Origin of the sequence: Streptosporangium sp. NPDC051023 (genome assembly GCF_040689595.1) — a bacterium.
Classification (GTDB): Bacteria; Actinomycetota; Actinomycetes; order Streptosporangiales; family Streptosporangiaceae; genus Streptosporangium.
This window is the reverse complement of record NZ_JBFBCE010000022.1, coordinates 106,661-127,798: the sequence shown is the minus strand read 5'-3', so window position 1 is coordinate 127,798 and position 21,138 is coordinate 106,661. Positions and strand designations below refer to the sequence as shown.

Sequence of the window (21,138 nt, the reverse complement as noted above, 5' to 3'; positions counted from 1 at the left end):
CCCCACACAACCCCCCCCCCCCGCCCCCCCGGCGCCCCCCCCGCCCGGCGCGCCGGTCGCAAATATCCCCCGTCTCCGGGGTGCGGGGGGGCCGCGGGCGCCCCCCCCGCCCCCCCCCACGAGGTGGGCGCCGGTGATGAAGGACGCCTCGTCGCTCATCAGGAACCGTACGGCTGCCGCGACCTCCTCGGGGCGGCCGAGACGGCCGAACGGAGACTTCCGCTCCAGGGAGCCCATGAGCTCCGGGTCGCCGTCGGTGACACCCGTGAGCATGGGGGTGTCGATGTAGCCGGGACAGACGGCGTTCACCCGGATCGGCGCCAACTCCTGGGCCATGGACCGGGTCAGGCCCAGCAACCCCGCCTTCGAGGAGCAGTAGGCGGGCAGGAAGGCGAACCCGACCAGGCCCGCGACCGACGAGACGCCCACGATCGCCGAGCCTTCGTGCTGCCGCAGGTCGTCGAGGAGGGCCCGGGTCAGCAGGGCGTGGGCGCGCAGGTTGACGTTGAGCACGGCGTCCCAGGACGCCTCCGTGAGGTCGGCGACCGTGGTGGGGACGCCGATTCCGGCTGCGTGCACCAGACCGCCGATCGAGCCGAGGGCGTCGCGGGTCGTGGTGATCGCCGCGGCGAAGGCCGAGCCGTGGGTGACGTCGACGTGGATCGCGGCCGCGGTCGAGCCGTTCATCGCCGCGAAGGACGCGGTTTTCCTCGCTCCGGCCTCGTCGCGGTCCCAGACGGCGACGGGGCGTCCGGTTTCGGCGAGGGCCAGCGCACAGGCCCGTCCGATCCCGGACGCGCCGCCGGTGACGATGACTCCCGTACCCGGCATGACCGACCTCCGTGATGGTGTGACGTGCCCACACGGGTGGGCGTACCGGCGACCGCCTGGTCATCGCGGTCAGGGAACGGCGACGCGAGTGGGCCCTCCGGCGGCTGGTGGGCCCCCAGGCGGTCTGTCCCCGCTTTCCGCGGTGAGTAACTACGCGGACCGGTGCCTTTCCGCCGATGGGCGGTCGTGCGGGGTGGTGTCTTTCCGCCGGTGAGTAACCGTGCTGACAGGCGCCGATAGACTGAGAGGACCGCTGTGTTTCCTTTGGGGGTCTTGTGTCTGAGTTCGACACGGTCCTTGTCGTCGACTTCGGTGCGCAGTACGCGCAGCTGATCGCGCGACGGGTGCGTGAATGCCACGTCTACTCCGAGATCGTCCCGTCGACGATGCCGGTCGAGGAGATGATGGCCAAGAATCCCAAGGCCATCATCCTGTCCGGCGGTCCCTCCTCGGTCTACGCCGAAGGAGCCCCGGCCGCGCCCGCGGGCCTGTTCGAGACCGGGGTGCCCACCTTCGGCATCTGCTACGGCTTCCAGATCATGGCCCAGGCGCTCGGCGGCCATGTGGCCAGGACCGGCATCGCGGAGTACGGCGGCACCCAGCTCGACGTGTCCCAGGAGGGCGTGCTCTTCGCCGGGCTGCCCGCGAGGCAGTCGGTCTGGATGTCCCACGGCGACAGCGTCGCCGCCGCCCCCGAGGGCTTCCTCGTCACGGCCGTGACCGCAGAGACGCCGGTCGCCGCGTTCGAGCACCCCGAGCTGGGCCTGTACGGCGTGCAGTTCCACCCCGAGGTCCTCCACTCGGAGCACGGCCAGGCCGTCCTGAAGCACTTCCTCGACGCGGCGGGGTGCCGCCCCTCATGGACGATGCTCAACATCGTCGAGGACGCCGTCGAGGCGGTCCACGCCCAGATCGGCCCCGAGGGCCGCGCCATCTGCGCCCTGTCCGGCGGCGTCGACTCCGCGGTCGCGGCAGCCATGGTGCAGCGGGCCATCGGTGACCGGCTGACCTGCGTGTTCGTTGACCACGGGCTGCTGCGCAAGGGCGAGGCCGAGCAGGTCGAGCGCGACTTCGTCGACGTCACCGGGGTCAAGCTCCGGGTGGTCGACGCCCAGGAGCGCTTCCTCAAGGCCCTCGAAGGCGTCACGGACCCCGAGGAGAAGCGTAAGATCATCGGGCGCGAGTTCATCCGGGTCTTCGAGGACGAGCAGCGCGCCATCCTCGCCGACGGCCCGGTCGACTTCCTCGTCCAGGGCACGCTCTATCCCGACGTGGTCGAGTCGGGCGGCGGCACCGGCACCGCCAACATCAAGTCCCACCACAACGTCGGCGGTCTCCCCGACGATCTGCGGTTCACGCTGGTCGAGCCGCTCCGCGCGCTGTTCAAGGACGAGGTCCGCCGCGCGGGCGAGGAGCTCGGGCTGCCGGCCGCGATGGTCTGGCGCCAGCCGTTCCCCGGCCCCGGCCTGGGCATCCGCATCGTTGGCTCGGTCACCCGCGACCGCCTTGAGATCCTCCGCGAGGCCGACGCCATCGCCCGCGAGGAGCTGTCCAGGGCCGGTCTCGACCGCGACATCTGGCAGTGCCCGGTCGTGCTGCTCGCCGACGTCCGCTCGGTCGGCGTCCAGGGCGACGGCCGCACCTACGGCCACCCGATCGTGCTGCGCCCCGTCTCCAGCGAGGACGCCATGACCGCCGACTGGTCCCGCGTCCCCTACGACGTGCTCGCCCGCATCTCCACCCGGATCACCAACGAGGTCCGCGAGGTCAACCGAGTGGTCCTCGACGTGACCAGCAAGCCCCCGGGCACCATCGAGTGGGAGTAGGACCCCCGCACGAAACGGCGCGGCCCCCGGAGTCCTCCTCCGGGGGCCGCGTTGAGGGGAACCCGGCGGACGACCGGGCGCGGGGTCAGACGGTGGGGACCCGGTCGAGGAAGCCGTGGACGGTCCTGATGCGGCCGTCTTCGGTCAGCACCGCGACGTCGAAGCCGACCACGATCGGCTCGCCGCCCTCCGGGCCCAGGTTCCAGGTGAAACGGGCCACGTCGTGGTGGGCGTCGACGTCGTCACCCGGAGTGAAGACCAGGCCGGGGAACTGCTGCTGGACGGCGGCGATGGTCGCGTCGATCGCGTCGCGTCCCGTGACGTCGACGAGGGGGTCGACGTAGCGGGCGTCCTCGGTCCAGACGGCGTCGATCTCCGCGCGGCGCTCGGCGGCGTCGGTGATGTTCCAGGCGGCGATGTAACGCTCGACCAGCTTGACGGTGTCGCTCATGACGTCCTCCTCGTTGCCTGCGGTGTTTTCCGCTTTCGTTCTCGCAGGTCAAACGCTACGGAGGTGCGTGGAACGAGGAATCAGTCATTCACCGGTACTTCCACCGCCCCCTATCCGTCATCCCGGAGGCCGCACGCCCGGAGGGCGTCGTAGAGGTTGGAGCGCCGTGTGGGGGTTAATCCGGTTTCGGAGGTAATGGGCAGGTAAGTTGGGGCGGGTGGTTATCCCCCCCGCTGTTTCCCCGCCCTCTCGACCCGTCGCCGGTGCGCGGCTGGCCTGGCTGGACGCGCTCCGTGGGCTCGGCGCGGTCGCGGTGCTGCTGGAACACCTGCTGCCATGGTTCATGCCTGCCCTCAGACCGTACTGGTTCAACCTCGGGATGTACGGCGTTCTGGTGTTCTTCCTGGTCAGCGGCTACATCATCCCGGTCTCCCTGGAAGGGCGCGGGGACGTCCGCGCCTTCTGGATCAGCAGGATCTTCCGGCTTTACCCGATCTACCTGCTGGTCGTGGCCCTCGTCCTGGTCATGGCGTTCTGGCTGCCGGTCCGCCAGCAGGTGCCTCGTGACCTGTCGGCCGTCGCCGGGCACGTCACGATGCTGCTGGACGTCGTGCACATGGGCGGCCTGGCCGACACCATGTGGACGCTCTCCTACGAGATGGTCTTCTACCTGCTGGTGACCGCGTTGTTCGTGCGCGGCCTGCACCGCAGGAGCGGGGTCCTCGCCGTCGGCTTCGGCGCCGTCGGCCTCGGGGCGGGCCTGGTGCTGTCCGCTCCGTTGCTCGGGGGCCCCTGGCCCGCGTACGTGTCGGGGGCATTGTTCTGCGTGGGCCTGGTGTGCGTGATCAGCGGCCGGTTCCGGACCGTCGCCGCCTGCGTCCTCGGCGTGATGGCCGTCGTGCTGACGCTCTTCGCCGGGTTCGTTCCGTGGTTGGGGGCGGCGATCCTGGCGGTGATGTTCACCGGGACCGCGATCCGCCGCTGGGAGCAGGGCACGGGCGGGCTCGCGCCGGTGGCCGTCGCGACCCTGCTCGTGGCGCTCGCCCCGGTGTGGTCGATCCAGGCGGGCTGGTGGTGGGTTCAGCCCGGGGTGTGGTTCACCACGATCGCGCTCGCGGGGGCGACGTTCGCCGGGGCCATGGCCCTGCGCGGACGCCGCCTTCCCCGCTTCCTCGTCTGGCTCGGGCTGATCAGCTACTCGCTTTACCTGCTGCACCACCCGCTGCTGAGGCTCACATACGCCCTTGTCGGGGATGTGCGGGCCCTGCCGCAGGTGGTGCAGGTTTCGGTGTCGGCGGCTTTCCTCGTCGTGGTTGTCTGCCTGAGCTGGCTGACCTATCGCTACGTCGAGCTGCCCATGCAACGCTTCGGCAGGAGGCTGACTCAGTCGCCGTCTTCGGTGGCCTCGGCCTCCGCGGCCTCCGGCGAGCTGGGCGTCTCCGCGGAGAGGTTTTCGTCGTCGGTGCCCACCGGGTAGATGTCGCCCGGCTGCAGGTCCTCGGCGCCGCGCAGGGAGGAGACCGACACGAGGTGGTAGCCCTGCTTCTGCAGCGTGGCGATCAGCTTCGGCATCACCTTGACGGTCTGCTCGACCCAGTCGTGCATGAGGATGACCCCGTCACGCTTGGCGTTCTTGAGCACCTCGTCGTAGATGGCCTTCTCGTTCCTGGTCGCCCAGTCGCGGGAACCGCCGTTCCACAGCACGATCGGCAGCTGCATCTCCTTCGCGATCGCCTGGACCCTTTCGTCCAGCTCGCCGTACGGCGGGCGCAGAAGGGTGGGCGTCTTGCCGGTCGCCTGCTTGACGATGTCCTGGGTCCGGGTGAGCTCTTCGCGGATCTTGTCCTCGTCCGCGTCACGCAGGTGAGGGTGGGTGTAGCTGTGGTTGCCGAGCTCGTGGCCCTCCTCTGCCATCCGCTTGGCGAAGGCGGGACGGGACTTCACGTACTGGCCCTCGAGGAAGAAGGTGGCCTTGGACTTGGTCTTCTTAAGCGTGTCGAGCAACTGGTTGGCGTATTTGCCGGGGCCGTCGTCGAACGTCAGCGCGATGCACTTGACCTTCGCGCAGTCCACCGAGTTGGTCTTGTCCGCTTTCGGCTTGTTGGCGCTCCATGCTGGGGTGGGCGCGGACAACAGGGCCACCACGCACGAGGTGGCCAGGAGCAGTCGGGCGGGAGACTTCATGAGGGGGGCTTCCGGGTCGAGTGACTTCAGGAGAATTGGCATCTTATCGGGGCCGTACATCGCTCCTGGGGCGTGAGTGTCACGATGTCCTGTGAAAAGCGGGCGCTCCCGGCCCCGTACGGCCCGGCGCAGACCCCCGGGATGACAAGCGGCGACGCGCTGCCCGTCGGCCGTTCCTTGCCGGGCTGACCTCGCGGGATCGGCCGTCCGCGGTCCTCGTGGTCTCGGCTGCGGCTCGCCCGCCAACGGCTCCGCCGGCGGCCGAGGCGGCGAAGCGGGGCCTGTGCCACCGTATGCCACTGCTGGTCAAGAACCGGTATGGAGATCCCCTCATGCCTCCAGAGTGTCAGCTTCCGATCACTGTGGGTGGCCATGCTGGAAGGCATGAGGGCCTATTCGTTGAACGACGTTCACGCGACCCGGAAACGAAAAGACTCCTGGTGGACAGTCTTCCTGGTCGACCCGGTGGCGTGCAGGCTCACGCTTCTCGTCGCCAACCACACAGACGTCACGCCGAACGGGCTCACCCGTCTGTCGCTGCTCCTCGGACTGGGGTCGGCGGCCTGCTTCGCGTTCGGGCAGCTCGTGGCGGGGGCCGCGCTGTTCTACGTGAGCTTCATGGTCGACTGCATGGACGGGAAGATCGCCCGTCTCAAGGAGACGGGAACCGCGTTCGGCCTCTGGCTCGACTACGTGGGAGATCGCATCAGGGTGGTCTGCTGCGCCTCCGGCCTGGCGTTCGGTCAGTACGCGGCGACAGGGGACATCTCGTTCGTCCTGCTCGGTGCCGGGGTCGCGGTGCTCGACCTGTTCCGCTACGTGAACGCGCCGCAGATGAAGCGCGTCCGTGAGACGGTCAGGGAGAGCCGGCCTCCGCGCCCGATCAAGGACCGCACCGGGGCGTATCGGCCGCCGAAGCCGCCGACCGTGCGGCGCAGGTTCGGCCGCTTCCTCATCAAGCATCGGGTGCGGAGTCACCTGATCAGCGGGATCGAGTTCCACGCCGCGGTGTTCGTGGTCGGCCCGCTGATCGGCAGGGCCGTCCTCGTGCCCATCGCGACCGTGGCGGGACTGCTGCTCCTGCTGAACGAGATCGTGCTGATCTACCGCATGTGGCGGTTCACCCGGTCCGCGCCTCCGGTGCCGCGCCCGGAGAACACGCAGCGCGTACCTGTTTGATCATCTTTTACGGGGGTTCGTTGACATGCAGTCCGACCGACCGATCTTCGTGATCGGCTGTCCGCGTTCCGGTACCACCATGTTGCAGCTCATGCTGCACTCCCACCCACGCATCGCGGTGCCGCCCGAGACACGGTTCGTGGTGCCCGGCTACTACCGCAGGTTCGTCTTCGGCGACCTGCGCGAGCAGGCGAACCGGCGCAGGCTGGCCCGGTGGATCGTCAGCGACAAGGACACCAAGTTCAAGGAGCTCAGGCTCGACGGGGAGAAGCTGATCGAGGACATCGTCGCCGGGCCGCCGACGCTCGGCTCCGCGATGGGGATCGCCTTCCGCTCCTACGCCGAGCAGTACAGCAAGTCCCGCTGGGGCGACAAGCGGCCGAGCTACTTCCACCACGTTGACCTGCTGCTGCGGCTCTTCCCCGACGCGCAGTTCGTGCACCTGATCAGGGACGGCCGGGACTGCGTCGCGTCGCTGAAGGAGATGCCCTGGTACACCAAGGACGTCTTCCACGCGGTGACCAACTGGGCCGAGGCGATCGACTACGGCCGCAGGCACGCCAGGAATCTTCCCGCTGACAGCTACTACGAGCTGCGCTACGAGGACCTGACGGCCTACCCGGAGACCGAGCTGAGCAAGCTCTGCGACTTCCTCGGTGAGGACTACGACCCGGCGATGAGCGAGCCGTACCATGTGGCCCGGATGGCGATCCCGCAGCACAAGGTCTGGCACAGCAACACCCACGGCGACGTGACCACGGCCAGGTCCGGCTCCTGGAAGGCCAGGCTGGAGCCGTGGGAGGTCTCCGTCTGCGAGACTGTGCTGGCCGAGCGGCTGACGGCGAACGGCTACGAGCTGAGCGGCGCACCCAAGGCGAGTAAGGCTCACATCGACGCGTGCGCGAGCGTCGCCTCGAAGCGGCGCTGGGCCCGCAGGCGCAAGGAGTTCCGCGACCGCATCAACCGGTTCCGCGAGCCGAGCCCGGTGGCTGCGAAGCTCACCACCCGGCAGCTGGGCGAGCTGGCGAAGGTCTGAGAATGCAGTCGGATCGACCGATCTTCATCGTGGGCTGTCCCCGGTCGGGGACGACGCTGCTGCAGCTCATGCTGCACTCCCACCCCCGCATCGCGATTCCCCCGGAGACCCGGTTCATGGTCGCCGCCTACCAACGGCGGCTGCACTTCGGCGATCTGAACGATCCGGTACGCAGGCGCGAGCTGGCCGAATGGGTGGTCAACCGCCGCCAGTCGCGCTTCCACGAACTACGGCTCGACGGCGAGGAGGTGGTCGGGCAGATCGTCGAGGGGCCGCCGACGCTCGGCTCCGCGCTGGGCATCGTGCTGCGCATGTACGCAACCCACCACGGCAAGCCGCGCTGGGGGGACAAGCGGCCCTCCTACTTCCAGAACATCGACGTGCTGCTGCGGCTCTTCCCCGACGCGCAGTTCGTGCACCTGATCAGGGACGGCCGGGACTGTGTCGCGTCGCTGAAGGAGATGCCCTGGTACAACGGGAGCGTCTACAGCGCCGTCTCCGCCTGGGCCGAGGCGATCGACTTCGCCAGGCACGGCGCGCCGAAGCTCCCCGAGAACAGCTACCACGAGCTGCGCTACGAGGACCTGACGTCGGACCCCGAGGCCCAGCTGCGCAGGCTCTGCGACTTCCTCGGGGAGGAGTTCGCCCCGGCCATGTGCGAGCCGAGGCTGATCGCGGGCGTCGCCGTACCCGAGCACAAGTCCTGGCACGCGCGCACCCACGGCGAGGTGACCACCTCGCGGACGGGCACCTGGCGCGACCGGCTGGACCCCTGGGAGGTCTCGCTGTGCGAGAGCATCCTCGGCGACCGGCTTGAGGCCTACGGCTACGGGCTCAGCGGGGCGCCGAAGACCGAGACCTCGCGGATGGTCGCCTACGAGCGGACCGCCGCCAAGCGCAAGCTGAACCGGGTGAAGAGGGTCGTCTTCGACAGGCTGGTACGGCTCCGCGAGCCGAACCCCCTGGGTGCCCGGCTCACCTCGGGGCAGCTCGTGCTGGCCGGGGTCCCCCTGCCGCGCAACGAGCCGGTCACCGTCAACGGGTGATCCGCCTTGCGGGAAGCACCCGACGGACGGGGAGCGGTCAGCGGATGACCTGGTCGAACAGGGCCTCCCAGCGATCGAGGACCCGTTCCGGCCGGAACGCCTCGACGTGGGCGCGAGCGGCGGCGCCAAGCCGCCGCCGCTCCCGCTTCGAGGCCATCAGCCCGGCCAGCGCGGTCCCCAGGGCAGGCACGTCGGCCGCGGGCGCGAGCAGCCCGGTCCTCCCGTGGAGGATCAGCGACCGTACCCCGCCGGAAACGTCGAACGCCACCGAGGGCACCCCGTGCGAGGCGGCCTCGCCCAGCACCAGCGGCAGCCCCTCGTGCTCGCTGGACAGCCCGAGCACCGACCCGTCCAGATACTCGCGGCCCATCTCCGCCGCGGGCATCGCGCCCCGGAACACCACCCGGTCCGCGATCCCGCACGCCCGCGCGTGCGCCCTGAGTCTGTCCAGCTCCGCACCCTCCCCGATCAGGTGCAGCTCCCAGCCCTCGCCCACGGTCCGGCAGGCAGCGGCGAACGCCGAGATCAGCCGGTCGAACCGCTTGACGCCCTCCAGCCTGCCGACCCCGAGCACCCGGCGGCCCTCCAGCGTCGAGGTCCGCGACGGCCAGGCGGGCAGCGGGTTCGGGATCACCCAGGTGTTGGGCAGCAGCGCCTGCTCGGAGAACAGCCACGCGTCCTCCTCACTGAGGAACACCGCCTTCTCCAGCCCGCCATAGTCGCGGCTGACCGAGCCGAGGTGCCACGACCCCCGCGCGTGCTCATACGACCCGTGGTACTGCCCGATGGGCAGCAGCCGCCCCGGGAGCAGGTTCCCGAGCCGGGAGACCACGCCCGGCGAGGAGAGCACCGCGAAGCCGGGCCCCAGCGTCCGCAGCAGCCCGCGGAGTCTGAGACGTTCCCCGCGCGAGCCCAGCCAGGACCCCCGCCCTGCCGGGGCGCGGTGGATCACGTGGTGCCGGTACCGTGGCCGCTCCACGTAGCGGAACGGGTGCTCGGCCCGGTGCAGGCCGAGCACGTGGACGTCGTACCCCCGCTCGGCCAGGCCCTGCGCCACGGTGTGGGTGACCCGCTGGATCCCGCCGAGGGTGTCGGCGTCGAGGCAGGCGAACAGGACGGTCCTCGGGCCGCCGCTCACCGCAGCCATCCGAGCAGGGGCACCCTGGCCGGCCGCCGCTCGGCGGGGACGTCCGGCAGCGCGGGCCCGAAGAAGGCGTCGACCACCTTCGCGGCGGCGTGGCCCCGCTCGTCCGCGCACCACGTCCGCTGGAAGGCGGCGTATTTGCTCGCGTACCTGGCGGTGAACGCCGCGGCCCCGCCGTCGAGGTCGCGCAGCGCGCGGATCAGCTCCTCGGTGCGGGTCACGCAGGGGCCGGGGGCGATCGCGGGCAGGTCGTGGGTGACGCCCCGCTCGACGCGCCGGTACTCCTCCCAGTCGTCGATCAGGAAGAGCATGGGCCTGCCGGTCACCGCGTAGTCGCACATCAGCGACGAATAGTCGGTCAGCAGCGCGTCCGAGGCCAGCATCAGGTCGTTGACCTCGGGATACGATCCGGCGGGGCGGACGAAGTGGCGCAGGTGCTCCGGCACCGTGTAGCGCTCGACCGGATGGGTGCGCAGGATCACCACCCAGTCGTCGGCGAGCGCCCCGGCCATCATGTCCAGGTCGGCCCTGACCGACCGCCCGGAGAACGTGGCCCGGTCCCGGTAGGTTGGCGCGTACAGCAGCACCCTGCGGTCAGGGGGGAGCTCCAGCAGGTCCCTGGCGCGCCGTACGGCCTCGTCGTCGCCGTTGACGAGCACGTCGCACCGGGGCGAGCCGTACCGCAGCACCGGCCCGTCGTACCCGTTGGACGACACGAAGATCCGCTCGAACTCCGCGCTCGGCATGACGAGCGCGTCCCAGCGCGCGACGGCGGCCCGCCAGCGTCTTCTTGGCTCGGCGAAGTCGGCGCGCAGGTCGGGGGCGTCGAAGCCGACCGTCTTGACGCCCTGGCCGTGCCAGGTCTGCAGGTAGCGGGTCCCGGCGGGCTTGGGGTAGGCCAGCGGCAGACCGTGGCTGTCGACCCAGTGGCCCGCCCTGGCCATGGTCCACAGGTAGCGCCAGCTCATCCGCCGCACCAGCCTGGCGTCGCCGGGGAAGTTCCGCCGGTTCCTGGCCACCGACCAGACCATGTCGAACGGCGCCCGCCGTCTTCTCAGCTCCTCGTAGACGTAGCGGGGATTCCCGGTGTACCCGGCGCCGACGTCCGCCTCGAACAGCACCAGATCCCTGCGGGGCGGGACGATCCTGATCAATGCCCGGTAGAGGCGGAGCTTCAGCCCGGGAGTGCTCAGCCGTCGCAGCAGCCCGGCGCGGGCCCTGCCCAGCCTGGGGGCCATCCGCCGCAGCGGACCCCTGCGCCGCCACCGCACCCGCAGGAACGCCGCCTGTCCCTCGGCCCCGGCCGTGATCTCGTGGCAGGGGACGGTGAGCCGGATCGGTTCGGCCGCAGGGTCGACGAGCAGCCGGTCCGAGGTGACCCGGCCGTCGGGCCTGACGATCGAGATCCTCGGGTCGTAGTGGCTGTCGTGGCCGAAGCGCCCCCGGCCCAGCGCGGCGAGGTCGACGGTCGCCTCGCTCAGGTGGCCGCCGCCGTCGAGCGCGCGCGGCGCCAGCTCGACCCGGTGCCTGCCGAACTGCGCGAACGCCTTCCAGCCCGGATTGGCGGCCAGCACCCCGAACGGGTCGTACGTCCTGATCGTCAGCGTGATCCGTGAGCCCTCGGCACGCAGGGCCGCCTCGTGGCGCAGCCTGGCTGCGCCGAAGGGCAGCTCGGCCATCCTGAGCGAGGTGATCTCCAGCCCCTCCGCCGGGGTCGTGCCCCAGTAGGTCCGCCCTTCCTCCCGTACGGCGAAGCGCGGTGCGGCCTTCGGCCCGCTCAGCGACCGGGCGGCGACCACCAGCTCGTCGGCCCGGCCTTCGAGGATGAAACGGCAGCAGACCCGCACGACCGGGTCGACCCCCTCGAACACCCCCTGCTCGAACTCCGCCAGGTAGGGCCGGGCCAGCGAGACGAACTCCTCGGCCCACGCCAGGTCACGCGAGGGCAGCGGGTTCAGGTAGACCCGCAGGTCCTGGAGGACGAACCGGCGCTGCCGCTCCGCGACCAGCCCCGCCAGGCCGTTCTCACGCAGGATGCCGTCGCTCAGCCTGGCCGCCCTGATCCGCTGCCTGACGTTGTCCATCTCCCGGATGCTCAGGGAGATCGACAGCCGTGAGCCGTCCGCCTCGGCCGCCCTGTGCCAGAGGTAGACGACCCACGGGACGACGGCGAACCGCCGCGCCGTGCAGTACAGCTCGGTGGTGAACACGTGGTCCTCGTAGTGGAGGTCCTCGCGGAACGGCAGCCGCCTGAGCATCTCGGTCCGGTAGAGCTTGTTGGTGCTGAAGGAGTCGAGGAACATCCCGGGCTCCCGCGCGATCCCCTCGACGGTCCTGCGGCGGGCGAACAGGCCGGGGTAGTAGGGCTGGGTCCGGCCGTTCCACTCATAAAGCCGGGAGATCTGCCCGGTGACGAAGTCGGCGCCGGTCCGCTCAAGCTCCTGGAGCATGCTCTTGCAGGCGTGCCGGGGCAGCTCGTCGTCGCTGTCGAGGAACATGACGTACGGCGCGCGGGCCGCGGCGACCCCGTCGTTCCTCGGTGCCCCGCAGCCGCCGCTGTTGACGTCCCTGCGCAGGTAGCGGACCCGCCGGTCCTCCCGTCTGAGCCTGCGCGCGACCCGTTCCGTGCCGTCGGTGCTGCCGTCGTCGGAGATGATCACCTCGATGTTCCGCAACGACTGGCCGAGCACGGACCGCACCGCCCTGGGCAGGCGGGCGGCGTCGTTGTAGGCGATGACCACCACACTGCATTCGGGCGCATTGATCACACTATGCGGTGTTCCCCCAACTCGAGAGCGTATTGTCCGTTTTATTGATCTTTGTTGGGCTCTTTGCGGCTTTCTGGCGAGGCGGGCTCCTCGTTGAGCCGTCCGCGAGGGATATCGTTGGTCATGGCGACCGGCCGACCAGGTTCACGGCCTCGGGCGATGTCACAACCGGCTCTTTGGATGCACACTCATCTCCGGCAGGGTGAAGGCCGGGGCTCGTCAGGGGCGTAACGGCGCCACTCCTCCTCGGTTGGTGAGCCGAACCGGGCGCAGAACTCCACGAAGGCCACTCGGGGCACCGGCAGATACCACAGTCGTTCGCTGAAGCTGTCGTCAGCGGTAATGAGGAAGGTGTCGTCCTCGCTGACCGCCATGGCGCGGACGGCGTCGATGTGCCCGGTCAACGACTCGCCCAACCTCCTGCCGGACTCGGAATCCCAGAGCCTGATGATTCCGCCTCGGTCGGCGGCGGCGAGCGCGTCACCGTGCCGGTTGAAGGTCAGCGCAGTCGTTTCCCCGGCCCCGTCCGCGCGGAGCTGGGCAACCATCTTGTGGGTGGTGACGTCTCCGACCCACACGACCTCTTCCGCGCTTCCCGCCGCGAGGCGGGTGCCACTCGGATCGAACGCCACGGCGGTGACAGCGTCCTGGTTCCCGGTCTGTAATTCCCCGGTCCTCTTGCCCGTGGTGGGGTCCCAGAACCGTACAGTCCCGTCCTCGCCCGCGGTCGCCAGGCGGCTGCCGTCAGGGCTGAAGGCCACAGCGTGCACGAAGAGACCCTGGCCGGTTTGGATCTCACGTGTTTTCCCACCGGTCGAGACGTTCCAGAGGCGGACGACCTCGCCGGAGCCTGAAGTGACCAACTGGGTGCCGTCGGGGCTGATCGCCATCGCGGCCACATAGTCGCCGAGATCGGTCAGAGGCCTCGTTGTCTCCTTCCCGGTCCGCGGGTTCCACAGCCGTACCGTCCTGTCCCCGCCGGCGGTGGCGACAACGCTCACCTTCGGGTCGGCCGCCACCTCGAAAACATCGCCGGTGTGCCCTCGCAGCGGCACTCCGACAGAGATGTCGGTCCCCGCCCTCCTGAGTCGCACAGAGTGATCCGCTCCGAAGAACGCCATGAGCGTGGACACAGGAGTCATCGCCACGGAAAGTATCCGGCTCGTGCGACGGCGAAGGGGAGCTGTCACCGGGAGTCCGGTTTGCGTGTCCCATAGCCGCACGGTCCCGTCAGCGCCCGCGCTGGCGAGGACGTGGCCGTCAGGATTGAACGAGGCGGACCACACCAGCGCGCCGTGGCCGGTCATCGGCGAGCCCACCGGGAGACCGGCGGCGTTCCACAGTCGCACCGTCCCGTCCTGTCCTGTGGAGGCCAGGCGGGTACCGCCGGGGCTGAACGCGACCGAGAGCACCGCGTCCTTGTGTCCCTGCAGTGGCTTCCCGATCGGGCGGCCGGTCCTCGGTGCCCAGAGGCGTATCGTCCCGTCGCCGCCGGCCGCCGCGAGACGGGCGCCGTCGGGTGCGAATGCCACGCTCCGGGCCGAGCTGAAACGGAAGGCGAGGGGATGTCCCAGCGGTTTGCCTGTTTTCGGGTTCCACAGTCGTACGGTGCTGTCCCGGCCCGCCGACGCCAGAAGCCCGCCGTCAGGGCTGAACGCCACGCCGTTGACCTGACTGGTGTGACCGATGAGCGGGTCACCCATCGCTCTGCCTGTTTTCGGGTTCCACAGTCGTACGGTGCCGTCCCAGGCCGCCGACGCCAGAAGCCCGCCGTCGGGACTGAACGCCACACTGCTGACCAGGTTGGCGTGACCGGTGAGCGGTGTGCCCGTCAGCCGCCCGGTCTCCGTGTCCCACAACCGTATGGTGCCCTCCCAGCCCGCGGTGGCCAGCGTCTTTCCATCGGGGCTGAAGGCGACAGCGGTGACCTGCCGTCGATGTCCGGACGGCCACACACGGAACGGCCGGCCGGTGGACGCGTACCAGAGCCTTACGGTGCCGTCGTCACCGGTGGAGGCGATCCGGGTGCCGTCGGGGCTGAACGCCACCGCGTTCACCGCTCCCGTGTGGCCGACTAGAACCGATTGCTGCTGGCGCAGCAGCTCGGTCATGGCGAGGCCCGCCTCAGCGGTGGGAGCTGTGTGCCACGCCGTCACGGCCAGGCGGCGAGCCGTCACCGGCTGCGTCGCCGCGATGCCTCGGCTCTGGGCGGCAAGCTGTCGCGACCGGGCGGCAGCGTGCTGTCTCCTGGCCTCGGCCGCGTTCTGGACGGCGACTCCCGCTCCTCCTGCGGCCGCGAGCGTGAGCAGCACCATGCCGATGGTGAAGATACGGCGTATCCACGCGGCCCGTTCGGCGGCGCGGCGGCTGGCATCCAGGAATTCGACCGTGGCGCGAGGCAGCCGACGGTGGGCCGCCCAGGTGAGGCCGTCCGTAAGGTCGCTACCGCGCAGCAGGTCGGCGTTGTCGTGCCGGTCCCGCCAGCGACGATGCTGTTCTGCGGCGCGGTGTAGCCACTCGTGGAAGCGATGGTCCTGGTCGACCCAGTCACGCAGAACGCCCCAGTCGCGGATCAGCGCGTCGTGAACCAGCTCCGCGACGGGCTCGCCGTGGGGATGCATCCCACGGGTCACGACCACACGATGTCTGATCAGTGCTGCCAGCACCTTGTCGACGATCCGGTCGGCCGTGACGTCGCCGGTCCGCGCGTCGTCGCCGGCCAGGTCGCGCAACACGGACAGCGGGACCTGCTGGCGTAGGGCCGGGATGCTGCGAACGGGGTCAGCCGGCCGGACCAGTGCGGTGAGGATCTGCCGGGTGGCACGGCGACAGGCATCCGTCTGTGGAAGGTCGGCTCTGGCGGCGTCGCACCAGGCGGTGATGCTGCCGCTGAGTTCGCCGATGCTCTGGTAGGCGTGGTGCGTCAGCACACCGTCGCGCTGGCGCGCCCAGAGTTGACTCATCGTCACCTCCAACAGCGGTAACACCGTCGTCGGTGCCTGCCGGTGCGCGCCGACGAGATGGTCGGCCTCCAGGACGTCGGCGATGATCCGCTCGGGGAGACCGTCCTGGCAGCGGGCGCCGACGGTGTGCGCGGGCCTGGTGATGATCTCGTGCAGGTCCTGCCGACTTAGCGTGGCCGGGATGTTCACCAGTCCGGAGGTGACGGTCTCCAACAGCTCGGGGGCCTCCGCAGCCAGGCGGGGGTAGAAGTCGTCACGCATCACCAGCAGGACGCTGAGGCCGGGAGTTCCGATCATCGAGGTTAGGCGTTCGAGCGTACCGCGCGAGATCGGGTCCGGTGACTCGCCTGCGGACGGCGGGGTGAGGACATCCTCGAACTGATCGACGACAAGCAGCCGACGTGGCACGTCGGGGAGGTTCGGGGGGTCGACTGCCTTCAGCGCGTCGAGTAGATTCCGGCCCGGCCGGGCCAGAACGACCTGCCAGCGGTCGCTCCCAGGCAGTCTTGCGGCGGCGAGCGCGGGGATGACGCCCGCCTGGATCAGCGACGACTTGCCGGCGCCGGACGGACCGAGGAGCAGCAGGGCATCTGGGCTGGCTGATATACCGGTGAGGATTCTCTCCACCGCACTGGTACGACCGTGGAACCAGCTGGCATGCTCGGCGGCGAACGGCTCCAGTCCCCGGTAAGGGCACACCAGCCCGACGGTCAGCTCAGGCCAGATCTCGCGCAGGCGGCCGGTGGGCGTGGCGTATGCGACCCCTGTACCCCGCTGGTGCCGATCGGGCGGGGTGATGGCGGTGATCATGCCGATCACCGCCTCGATGGTGTCGTTCCACACCGGTCCACCGCTGAACCCCTCGGTCAGGTCGTTGGCGTCGGTCAGCTGCAGCAGGACGCCGGAGCCCGAGTCCGCCGACAGGATGTCGCCGGTGCGACCGTAACCGTGGTGGCCGCCCGGAACGGCCTGTCTCGGGAATCCGAAGGATCGGACTCGATGTCCCCGGCAGCCGTTCGCGTCCGCCAGTGGCAACGGGAAAGTCCCCGGGGGCGGGCCGTCCAGACGGACGATCGCGACGTCGTCGGCGTTCGAGTCGGCCGGTCCCTCGTGGACGACCTCTCCGCCTGCCTCGGGCGCCCCCTCCGCCTGCGGAAACCGCAGCAGCAGGGGCACCTTCGCGCCACCGGTCGCGGCATCCACGACATGGGCGCAGGTGACCAGCACATCGTCGGCCACCAGGAATCCCGCACCGGCGACGGTGCCGTCTCGGCCCAGCACCTGTGCCACCGACGCGGCCCACCTCGTCGTCTTCTGGGCCGTTGAGGGGATTTCTGCGACCATGGTGCGGCTCTCAGAGCTGTGGAGTGCCCGAGTCGCCCTCGGACTGCTTCCACACCATCCTCACCTTTACGTTGGTGCCGACGCTGCTCTTGGTGATCACCGCACCGGCTTCCGCGGTCAGATCGATTCCGAATTCCACCTCGAGTTCGGCCGGCTTGGCCCGGCCGAGGTGATGGAGGAGGATCCTGGCGCTTTCGGCAACCGGCTGGAGGATCTCTCCCAACGTCCGTGGCACCTCGTGAACGGCATCGCGGATCCGGCGCGCCTTGACCGGGCCGTCGTCGACCTCCGTGCTTTCCACCAGAATCACGCCGCCGCCGTCGAGCGGTATCCTCACCAACACCGTCATCGAATCCTTACTGTTCCAGTACGTACCATGGCTTGGGGAACAGAGTCCAGTGCCCGTTAACGAAGACAAGGCCGTTGAAGGCCATGCCGTACTCCGCGCCGGGCTTTGTGTAATTCCAGGTGTAGATCGTCAGCCCCGGATTGAATTCGTCTTTGACTCTCTCGTAGCCGCTGGGGAAGTTTGCCCGCACCTGGGGTGTCCAGGATCGTATTTCCTCGGTGGTTGCCTTCCAGGTCCGCAGTACGGTCTGCCCGGGTTCCGCCCAGGGGGCGGAAGGTATGGGGGAGCCCCCCCAGAACCGGGTGTGATAAAACCGCTCGGCCCGGACGGCGAACTCCGGCCGGAAAACGGCTCGGTAGTCGGCGCTGGTGGGCCGCATTGACTCGATCAAGTTGGCGCCACCTTCCGCGCCGACTTTCTCCATGAGGTCTCTGGCGCCGCTTTCGGTTCCAGGATAAGTGTTCTTGGAAACAGCGGGAATGCTTGGCTGTGTCTCGCCGTCATCGGTGTTTGCGCCAGAGCAGGCGGCCGCGACGGCAAGGAGGGGAACTGCCCACAGTATGCGTCGTACTCTGCGTTGAGTATGTCTTTTGAAACTCAAAACGGTCACCCTTGTGCGGATGGGGCAATCAGTATGACATGGACTTCAAGATCATGTATAGGGTTGAAGGTGTTGGCCGTTTTGATAGGTAATATGCTAACTAATCTTGATTATTAAGTGGCGGTGATCGCTTGATCGAATCGGCTACTTGTCCTGTTTATCCAGTGTAGTGCGGAGTTGCGTCAATTGCGAGTAATGCAATTGTCGATGATTCGGACATCGCTAAATGATCAACTGGGAGGTGGGTTATGGTTTCTGCCTGCGGCCGCGCTTTGGCTCACGCTCTGGCACGCCTTTCAGTCCACCCGGAACCGTCTCTTGTGAACCGCCCGCCTGGGACTATCCGCCGCACTGTAATCGGGCGCATTAATCACACTATGGGGCTTTCTTTGAGGTGAGATGGTCATTGTCCGTTTTGTAAACCTTGGGCGGGGTTTTGGGGCTTTCTGGCCTCAGCTCGTCAGCCTCAGATCGTCAGGAACGGCGTCACCTCGGTTCGGGAACGGACGCCGAGCTTGCGCAGCACGGTGGCCACGTGCGTCTCGACCGTGCGGGGAGACAGGAACAGCACGTCGGCGATCTCCCGGTTGGTCTTACCGAGCGCGACCAGCCTGGCCACCTCCCGCTCACGCCGTGACAGCGCGCCCGACCCGTTCCTGTTCCGGACGCGCGGCGGCGGGACGGTGGCCCCCGTGTCGCGCAGCGTCCGCCTGCATCGGGCGGCGTCGTGGACGGCGCCCAGGTCGTCGTACCGCTCGGCCAGCTCGGCGAGGAGCGCGGGGGCCGCGGCGTCGTCGAGGGCGAGCAGCGCACGCGCCCCTCCCTCCTCGGCCCTGGCCGCCTCGTACGGCTGGGGCAGCGCGGCATACGCCTCGCAGGCTTCGGCGAAGCGGTCCGCCGCGACGGCGTGCCGCCCGGCCGCCGCGGCCACCGTTCCCCTGGCGGCGTCGAGCCCGGCGCGCGCCGCGGGCGCGTCCCGCCCCGAGATCCCCTCGGCGAACTCGGCCACCAGGGCGGTCGCCTCGTCCGTTCTCCCGGTCCTGGTGAGCGCGGTGACGGCGGCGGGGACCAGGGGAGCGCCCCAGACCCACACGCCCTTGTGACGCAGCCGCGCGACCGCGCGCCCAGCCTCGCGGACCGCCTCCTGCGGCAGTCCCTCGGCCAGGCGCAGCTCGACCATCCCGGCAGCCGCGGCGAGTACGGCGGGCAGGAAGTGGCTGTCCGGCTCGTCGACGCCGGTGGCGCGCAGGTGCTCGGCCGCCTCCTCCCACTCGCCCCTGACCAGGGCGAGCATGCCCAGCACCAGCCAGACGTCGACCGCCATCAGGGGCGACTCCGTGGCCAGCTCCGCGAGGGCGGACGCCCGCTCGCGCAATCCCTCCCAGCGCCCGGTCAGCCAATCCCTGCGGACCGCCGACGCGTTGAGCTGGTAGACGGAGACCGGTGAGTTGCTCTCCGCGGCCAGCCGTCCGCCCTCCTGCCCGAACCGCTCGGCCTGCGCCAGATGCCCCAGGGTCGCCGCGGCGTCGGTGATGTTGGCGTAGGCCCTGGCCACCTCCCGGCGCACGTCCGCGCGCCGGTCGACGACCGGCAGCGCGGCCACCATGGCGAACGCGCCGGGGGAGCCGACCGCCATCTCGAACGAGACCCGGTTGACCAGCACCGCGGTCGCGGGAACCGGGTCGTCGGCGGTCGCCGCGAGCTCCTCGGCGCGGGCGATCCACTCCCGGTGGGCGGCCAGGGGCTCGGTGCCCCACCACGGCATCGCGAGCGCGGCGCAGGCGCGGGCGGCCAGCATCGGCCGGTCCCGCAGCTCGGTGACCGCCATGACGATCTCCGGCCTGCCCGCCGCGTTGTTGTTCGCCTGGTTGCACAGCAGCAACCCGAGGTTGAGACGCGCCTCGCCGCGCACGTCCGGGGCCAGGAAGTCGTCGCTGAGCAGGCGGCGCAGCAGCCGCACCACCCGCTGGTACGACAACCCCGTCGTGGCCAGGCGGCTCAGCCGCAGCACCAGCGGGCCCCGGTCGCGCGGGGGCAGGCCGGGGTCGGCGAGCATGCCCTCGATCAACTCGACCGCCACGGGAAGGTCGCCGAGCATCGCGGCGCGGTCGGCGGCCGCCGTGCCGTACCGCAGCCAGGTGTCCGGCATCCCCGCCTGCCTGGCGTGGAAGGCGAGCTGTACCAGCGCGAGCGGGTCGGCCTCCTCCAGCGAGGTCATCGCGCGTTCGTGCGCGGCGCGCCGCTCCGGGCCGGGGATCGCCTCGTAAACGGCCTGCTGGGCCAGGGCGTGGCGGAAGCCGTACCGGCCCGCGGGATGCTCGTGCAGGACGCCCGCCGACAGGGCCTCGCCCAGGCCCACGGGGTCGCCGCCCGCCGCCGCGATCAGCCGCTCGTCCACCGGTATCCCGAACACGGCGGCGGTCCTGACCGCCCTGACCGCGGCCTCGGAGAGCCCGGCCAGCTGGTCGGCCATCGCCTCGCGCAGCAGCAGCGGGACGCCGACGTGGTCAAGCGCGTCCGGCCCCTCCGGCGCCGAGCCGTCCTTCGCGGGCAGCGACCTGAGGACCTCCTCGATCAGGAAGGGAATGCCCGCCGTGCGTTCGTGCAGACTCGTGACGAACGCGTCCGGCGGGTCGGCGCCCTTCAGCAGCGCGACGGCCATGTCGCGCACGTCGGACACCTCCAGCGGCCTCAGGGCCATCACCAGGCTGGTCATGCCCACGGGGTGCCGGTAGGCGTGGCCGAGCGGAAGCGAGGCCTGGCCCTGCCCGTCGCGCCGGTAGGTCGCGACCAGCGTCAGCTCCTCCGGCGGCCGGCCCGTGAGGAAGTGCAGCAGGTCCCTGGTCCCGTCGTCGGCCCAGTGCAGATCCTCGACCACCAGTACGGCGGGCCCCACGGCGGCCAGCAGGGCGTGGACGGCGCGGAACACCCGGTGCCGCTCCGTCCTGGAGTCGCCGAGCGGCGGCGGCGCGGGCGGCAGCGGCAGTTCGGGCAGGTAGTCGCGAAGCGCCCCGATCACCGGGTTCAGCTCCTCGGCGGGGGGAAGCCTGCCCGCCAGATCCCGCAACGCCTCGAACACCGGCCCGTAGGGGAAGGGCTCACGGATCCGGTGGCAGCCGCCGAGCAGGACGCACCGGTCGCCCGCAGGGAGGCGGGCGAGCGCGGTGCGGACGAGCCGGGTTTTACCGACCCCGGCCTCACCCTCGATCAGGACCACGGCGGGCGGCCCGATCATCGCGTCGATCAGCGACCGCAGCTCACCGACGCGGCCGATCAGTTCGGGTGATGCCGGGCTCCTCATGGGCTGCTCCTGACGATACGGCTTCTGCCTCCCCGACAGAAGGACGTTATCCGCCATAGCATCCGCGTTCACTAGCAGTTCTGGAAATTAACTGACTTGTTGTGACATATGCGGA

The 21,138-nt window shown here is 69.9% G+C and carries 14 protein-coding genes; 5 read left to right on the top strand and 9 right to left on the bottom strand.

The annotated features are described in order from the left end of the window. Positions 1 to 831: SDR family oxidoreductase (locus tag AB0395_RS17165; RefSeq protein WP_366281566.1), on the bottom strand; the 831-nt coding region annotated here is incomplete at its 3' end. A 275-nt stretch (positions 832 to 1,106) separates the two neighbouring features. Between AB0395_RS17165 and guaA the strand changes: the two genes are divergently transcribed. Next, entirely contained in the window at positions 1,107 to 2,657 is a 1,551-nt protein-coding gene (guaA, locus tag AB0395_RS17160) for a glutamine-hydrolyzing GMP synthase (RefSeq protein ID WP_366281565.1), read from the top strand. An 85-nt stretch (positions 2,658 to 2,742) separates the two neighbouring features. Here guaA and AB0395_RS17155 read toward each other — a convergent pair whose 3' ends face one another. Next, entirely contained in the window at positions 2,743 to 3,108 is a 366-nt protein-coding gene (locus AB0395_RS17155) for a nuclear transport factor 2 family protein (RefSeq protein ID WP_366281563.1), read from the bottom strand. 217 nt (positions 3,109 to 3,325) lie between these two features. Between AB0395_RS17155 and AB0395_RS17150 the strand changes: the two genes are divergently transcribed. Next, a complete protein-coding gene (locus tag AB0395_RS17150) occupies positions 3,326 to 4,585 on the top strand; it encodes an acyltransferase (protein ID WP_366281562.1) in 1,260 nt (419 codons plus the stop codon). Here the strand turns inward: AB0395_RS17150 and AB0395_RS17145 are convergent. After that, a complete protein-coding gene (locus AB0395_RS17145) occupies positions 4,492 to 5,292 on the bottom strand; it encodes a polysaccharide deacetylase family protein (RefSeq protein ID WP_366281561.1) in 801 nt (266 codons plus the stop codon). The two genes, AB0395_RS17150 and AB0395_RS17145, sit on opposite strands and share 94 nt — an antisense overlap. 384 nt (positions 5,293 to 5,676) lie before the next feature. Between AB0395_RS17145 and AB0395_RS17140 the strand changes: the two genes are divergently transcribed. Genes AB0395_RS17140 through AB0395_RS17130 form a run of 3 tightly spaced genes read left to right on the top strand, consistent with a single transcriptional unit; the run spans position 5,677 to position 8,553 of the window. Beyond that, the gene (locus AB0395_RS17140; protein WP_366281559.1) at positions 5,677 to 6,471 is read left to right on the top strand and encodes a CDP-alcohol phosphatidyltransferase family protein; all 795 of its coding nucleotides are present in this window, start codon (positions 5,677 to 5,679) and stop codon (positions 6,469 to 6,471) included. 25 nt (positions 6,472 to 6,496) lie between these two features. After that, positions 6,497 to 7,507, top strand: a complete 1,011-nt coding sequence (locus tag AB0395_RS17135) for a sulfotransferase (protein WP_366281557.1) — start codon at positions 6,497 to 6,499, stop codon at positions 7,505 to 7,507. Positions 7,508 to 7,509: 2 nt separating this feature from the next. Further along, a complete protein-coding gene (locus AB0395_RS17130; protein WP_366281556.1) occupies positions 7,510 to 8,553 on the top strand; it encodes a sulfotransferase in 1,044 nt (347 codons plus the stop codon). A gap of 37 nt (positions 8,554 to 8,590) precedes the next feature. On the opposite strand, the gene AB0395_RS17125 is transcribed toward AB0395_RS17130, so the two are convergent. The 6 genes from AB0395_RS17125 to AB0395_RS17100 all read right to left on the bottom strand — a co-directional run bounded on the left by AB0395_RS17125 (position 8,591) and on the right by AB0395_RS17100 (position 21,023). After that, positions 8,591 to 9,700 carry a glycosyltransferase gene (locus tag AB0395_RS17125; RefSeq protein WP_366281554.1) on the bottom strand — a complete coding sequence of 370 codons (1,110 nt, stop codon included), beginning with the start codon at positions 9,698 to 9,700 and terminating at the stop codon, positions 8,591 to 8,593. Further along, complete coding sequence (locus AB0395_RS17120) at positions 9,688 to 12,465, bottom strand: CDP-glycerol glycerophosphotransferase family protein (RefSeq protein WP_366281551.1); 2,778 nt, start codon at positions 12,463 to 12,465, stop codon at positions 9,688 to 9,690. The genes AB0395_RS17125 and AB0395_RS17120 overlap by 13 nt, the downstream gene beginning before the upstream one ends. Before the next feature lie 188 nt (positions 12,466 to 12,653). Next, entirely contained in the window at positions 12,654 to 16,772 is a 4,119-nt protein-coding gene (locus AB0395_RS17115; protein ID WP_366281549.1) for a trypsin-like peptidase domain-containing protein, read from the bottom strand. 10 nt (positions 16,773 to 16,782) lie between these two features. Further along, positions 16,783 to 17,121: a CU044_2847 family protein gene (locus AB0395_RS17110; protein ID WP_366281547.1), complete on the bottom strand. Its 339-nt coding sequence runs from the start codon at positions 17,119 to 17,121 to the stop codon at positions 16,783 to 16,785. A gap of 7 nt (positions 17,122 to 17,128) precedes the next feature. Beyond that, positions 17,129 to 17,545: a hypothetical protein gene (locus tag AB0395_RS17105; RefSeq protein ID WP_366281545.1), complete on the bottom strand. Its 417-nt coding sequence runs from the start codon at positions 17,543 to 17,545 to the stop codon at positions 17,129 to 17,131. Positions 17,546 to 18,188: 643 nt separating this feature from the next. Beyond that, positions 18,189 to 21,023, bottom strand: coding sequence for an AAA family ATPase (locus AB0395_RS17100; protein WP_366281543.1), 2,835 nt, complete (start codon positions 21,021 to 21,023; stop codon positions 18,189 to 18,191). Between the last annotated feature and the right edge of the window lie 115 nt (positions 21,024 to 21,138).

What these genes read in the sequence shown, in the direction of transcription:
- AB0395_RS17125 (WP_366281554.1), bottom strand. Translation starts at nt 9,700, where the DNA reads ATGGCTGCGGTGAGCGGCGGCCCGAGGACCGTCCTGTTCGCCTGCCTC.
- AB0395_RS17100 (WP_366281543.1), bottom strand. Translation starts at nt 21,023, where the DNA reads ATGAGGAGCCCGGCATCACCCGAACTGATCGGCCGCGTCGGTGAGCTG.
- AB0395_RS17140 (WP_366281559.1), top strand. Translation starts at nt 5,677, where the DNA reads ATGAGGGCCTATTCGTTGAACGACGTTCACGCGACCCGGAAACGAAAA.
- AB0395_RS17115 (WP_366281549.1), bottom strand. Translation starts at nt 16,772, where the DNA reads ATGGTCGCAGAAATCCCCTCAACGGCCCAGAAGACGACGAGGTGGGCC.
- AB0395_RS17145 (WP_366281561.1), bottom strand. Translation starts at nt 5,292, where the DNA reads ATGAAGTCTCCCGCCCGACTGCTCCTGGCCACCTCGTGCGTGGTGGCC.
- AB0395_RS17105 (WP_366281545.1), bottom strand. Translation starts at nt 17,545, where the DNA reads ATGGAGAAAGTCGGCGCGGAAGGTGGCGCCAACTTGATCGAGTCAATG.
- AB0395_RS17110 (WP_366281547.1), bottom strand. Translation starts at nt 17,121, where the DNA reads ATGACGGTGTTGGTGAGGATACCGCTCGACGGCGGCGGCGTGATTCTG.
- AB0395_RS17130 (WP_366281556.1), top strand. Translation starts at nt 7,510, where the DNA reads ATGCAGTCGGATCGACCGATCTTCATCGTGGGCTGTCCCCGGTCGGGG.
- AB0395_RS17135 (WP_366281557.1), top strand. Translation starts at nt 6,497, where the DNA reads ATGCAGTCCGACCGACCGATCTTCGTGATCGGCTGTCCGCGTTCCGGT.
- AB0395_RS17155 (WP_366281563.1), bottom strand. Translation starts at nt 3,108, where the DNA reads ATGAGCGACACCGTCAAGCTGGTCGAGCGTTACATCGCCGCCTGGAAC.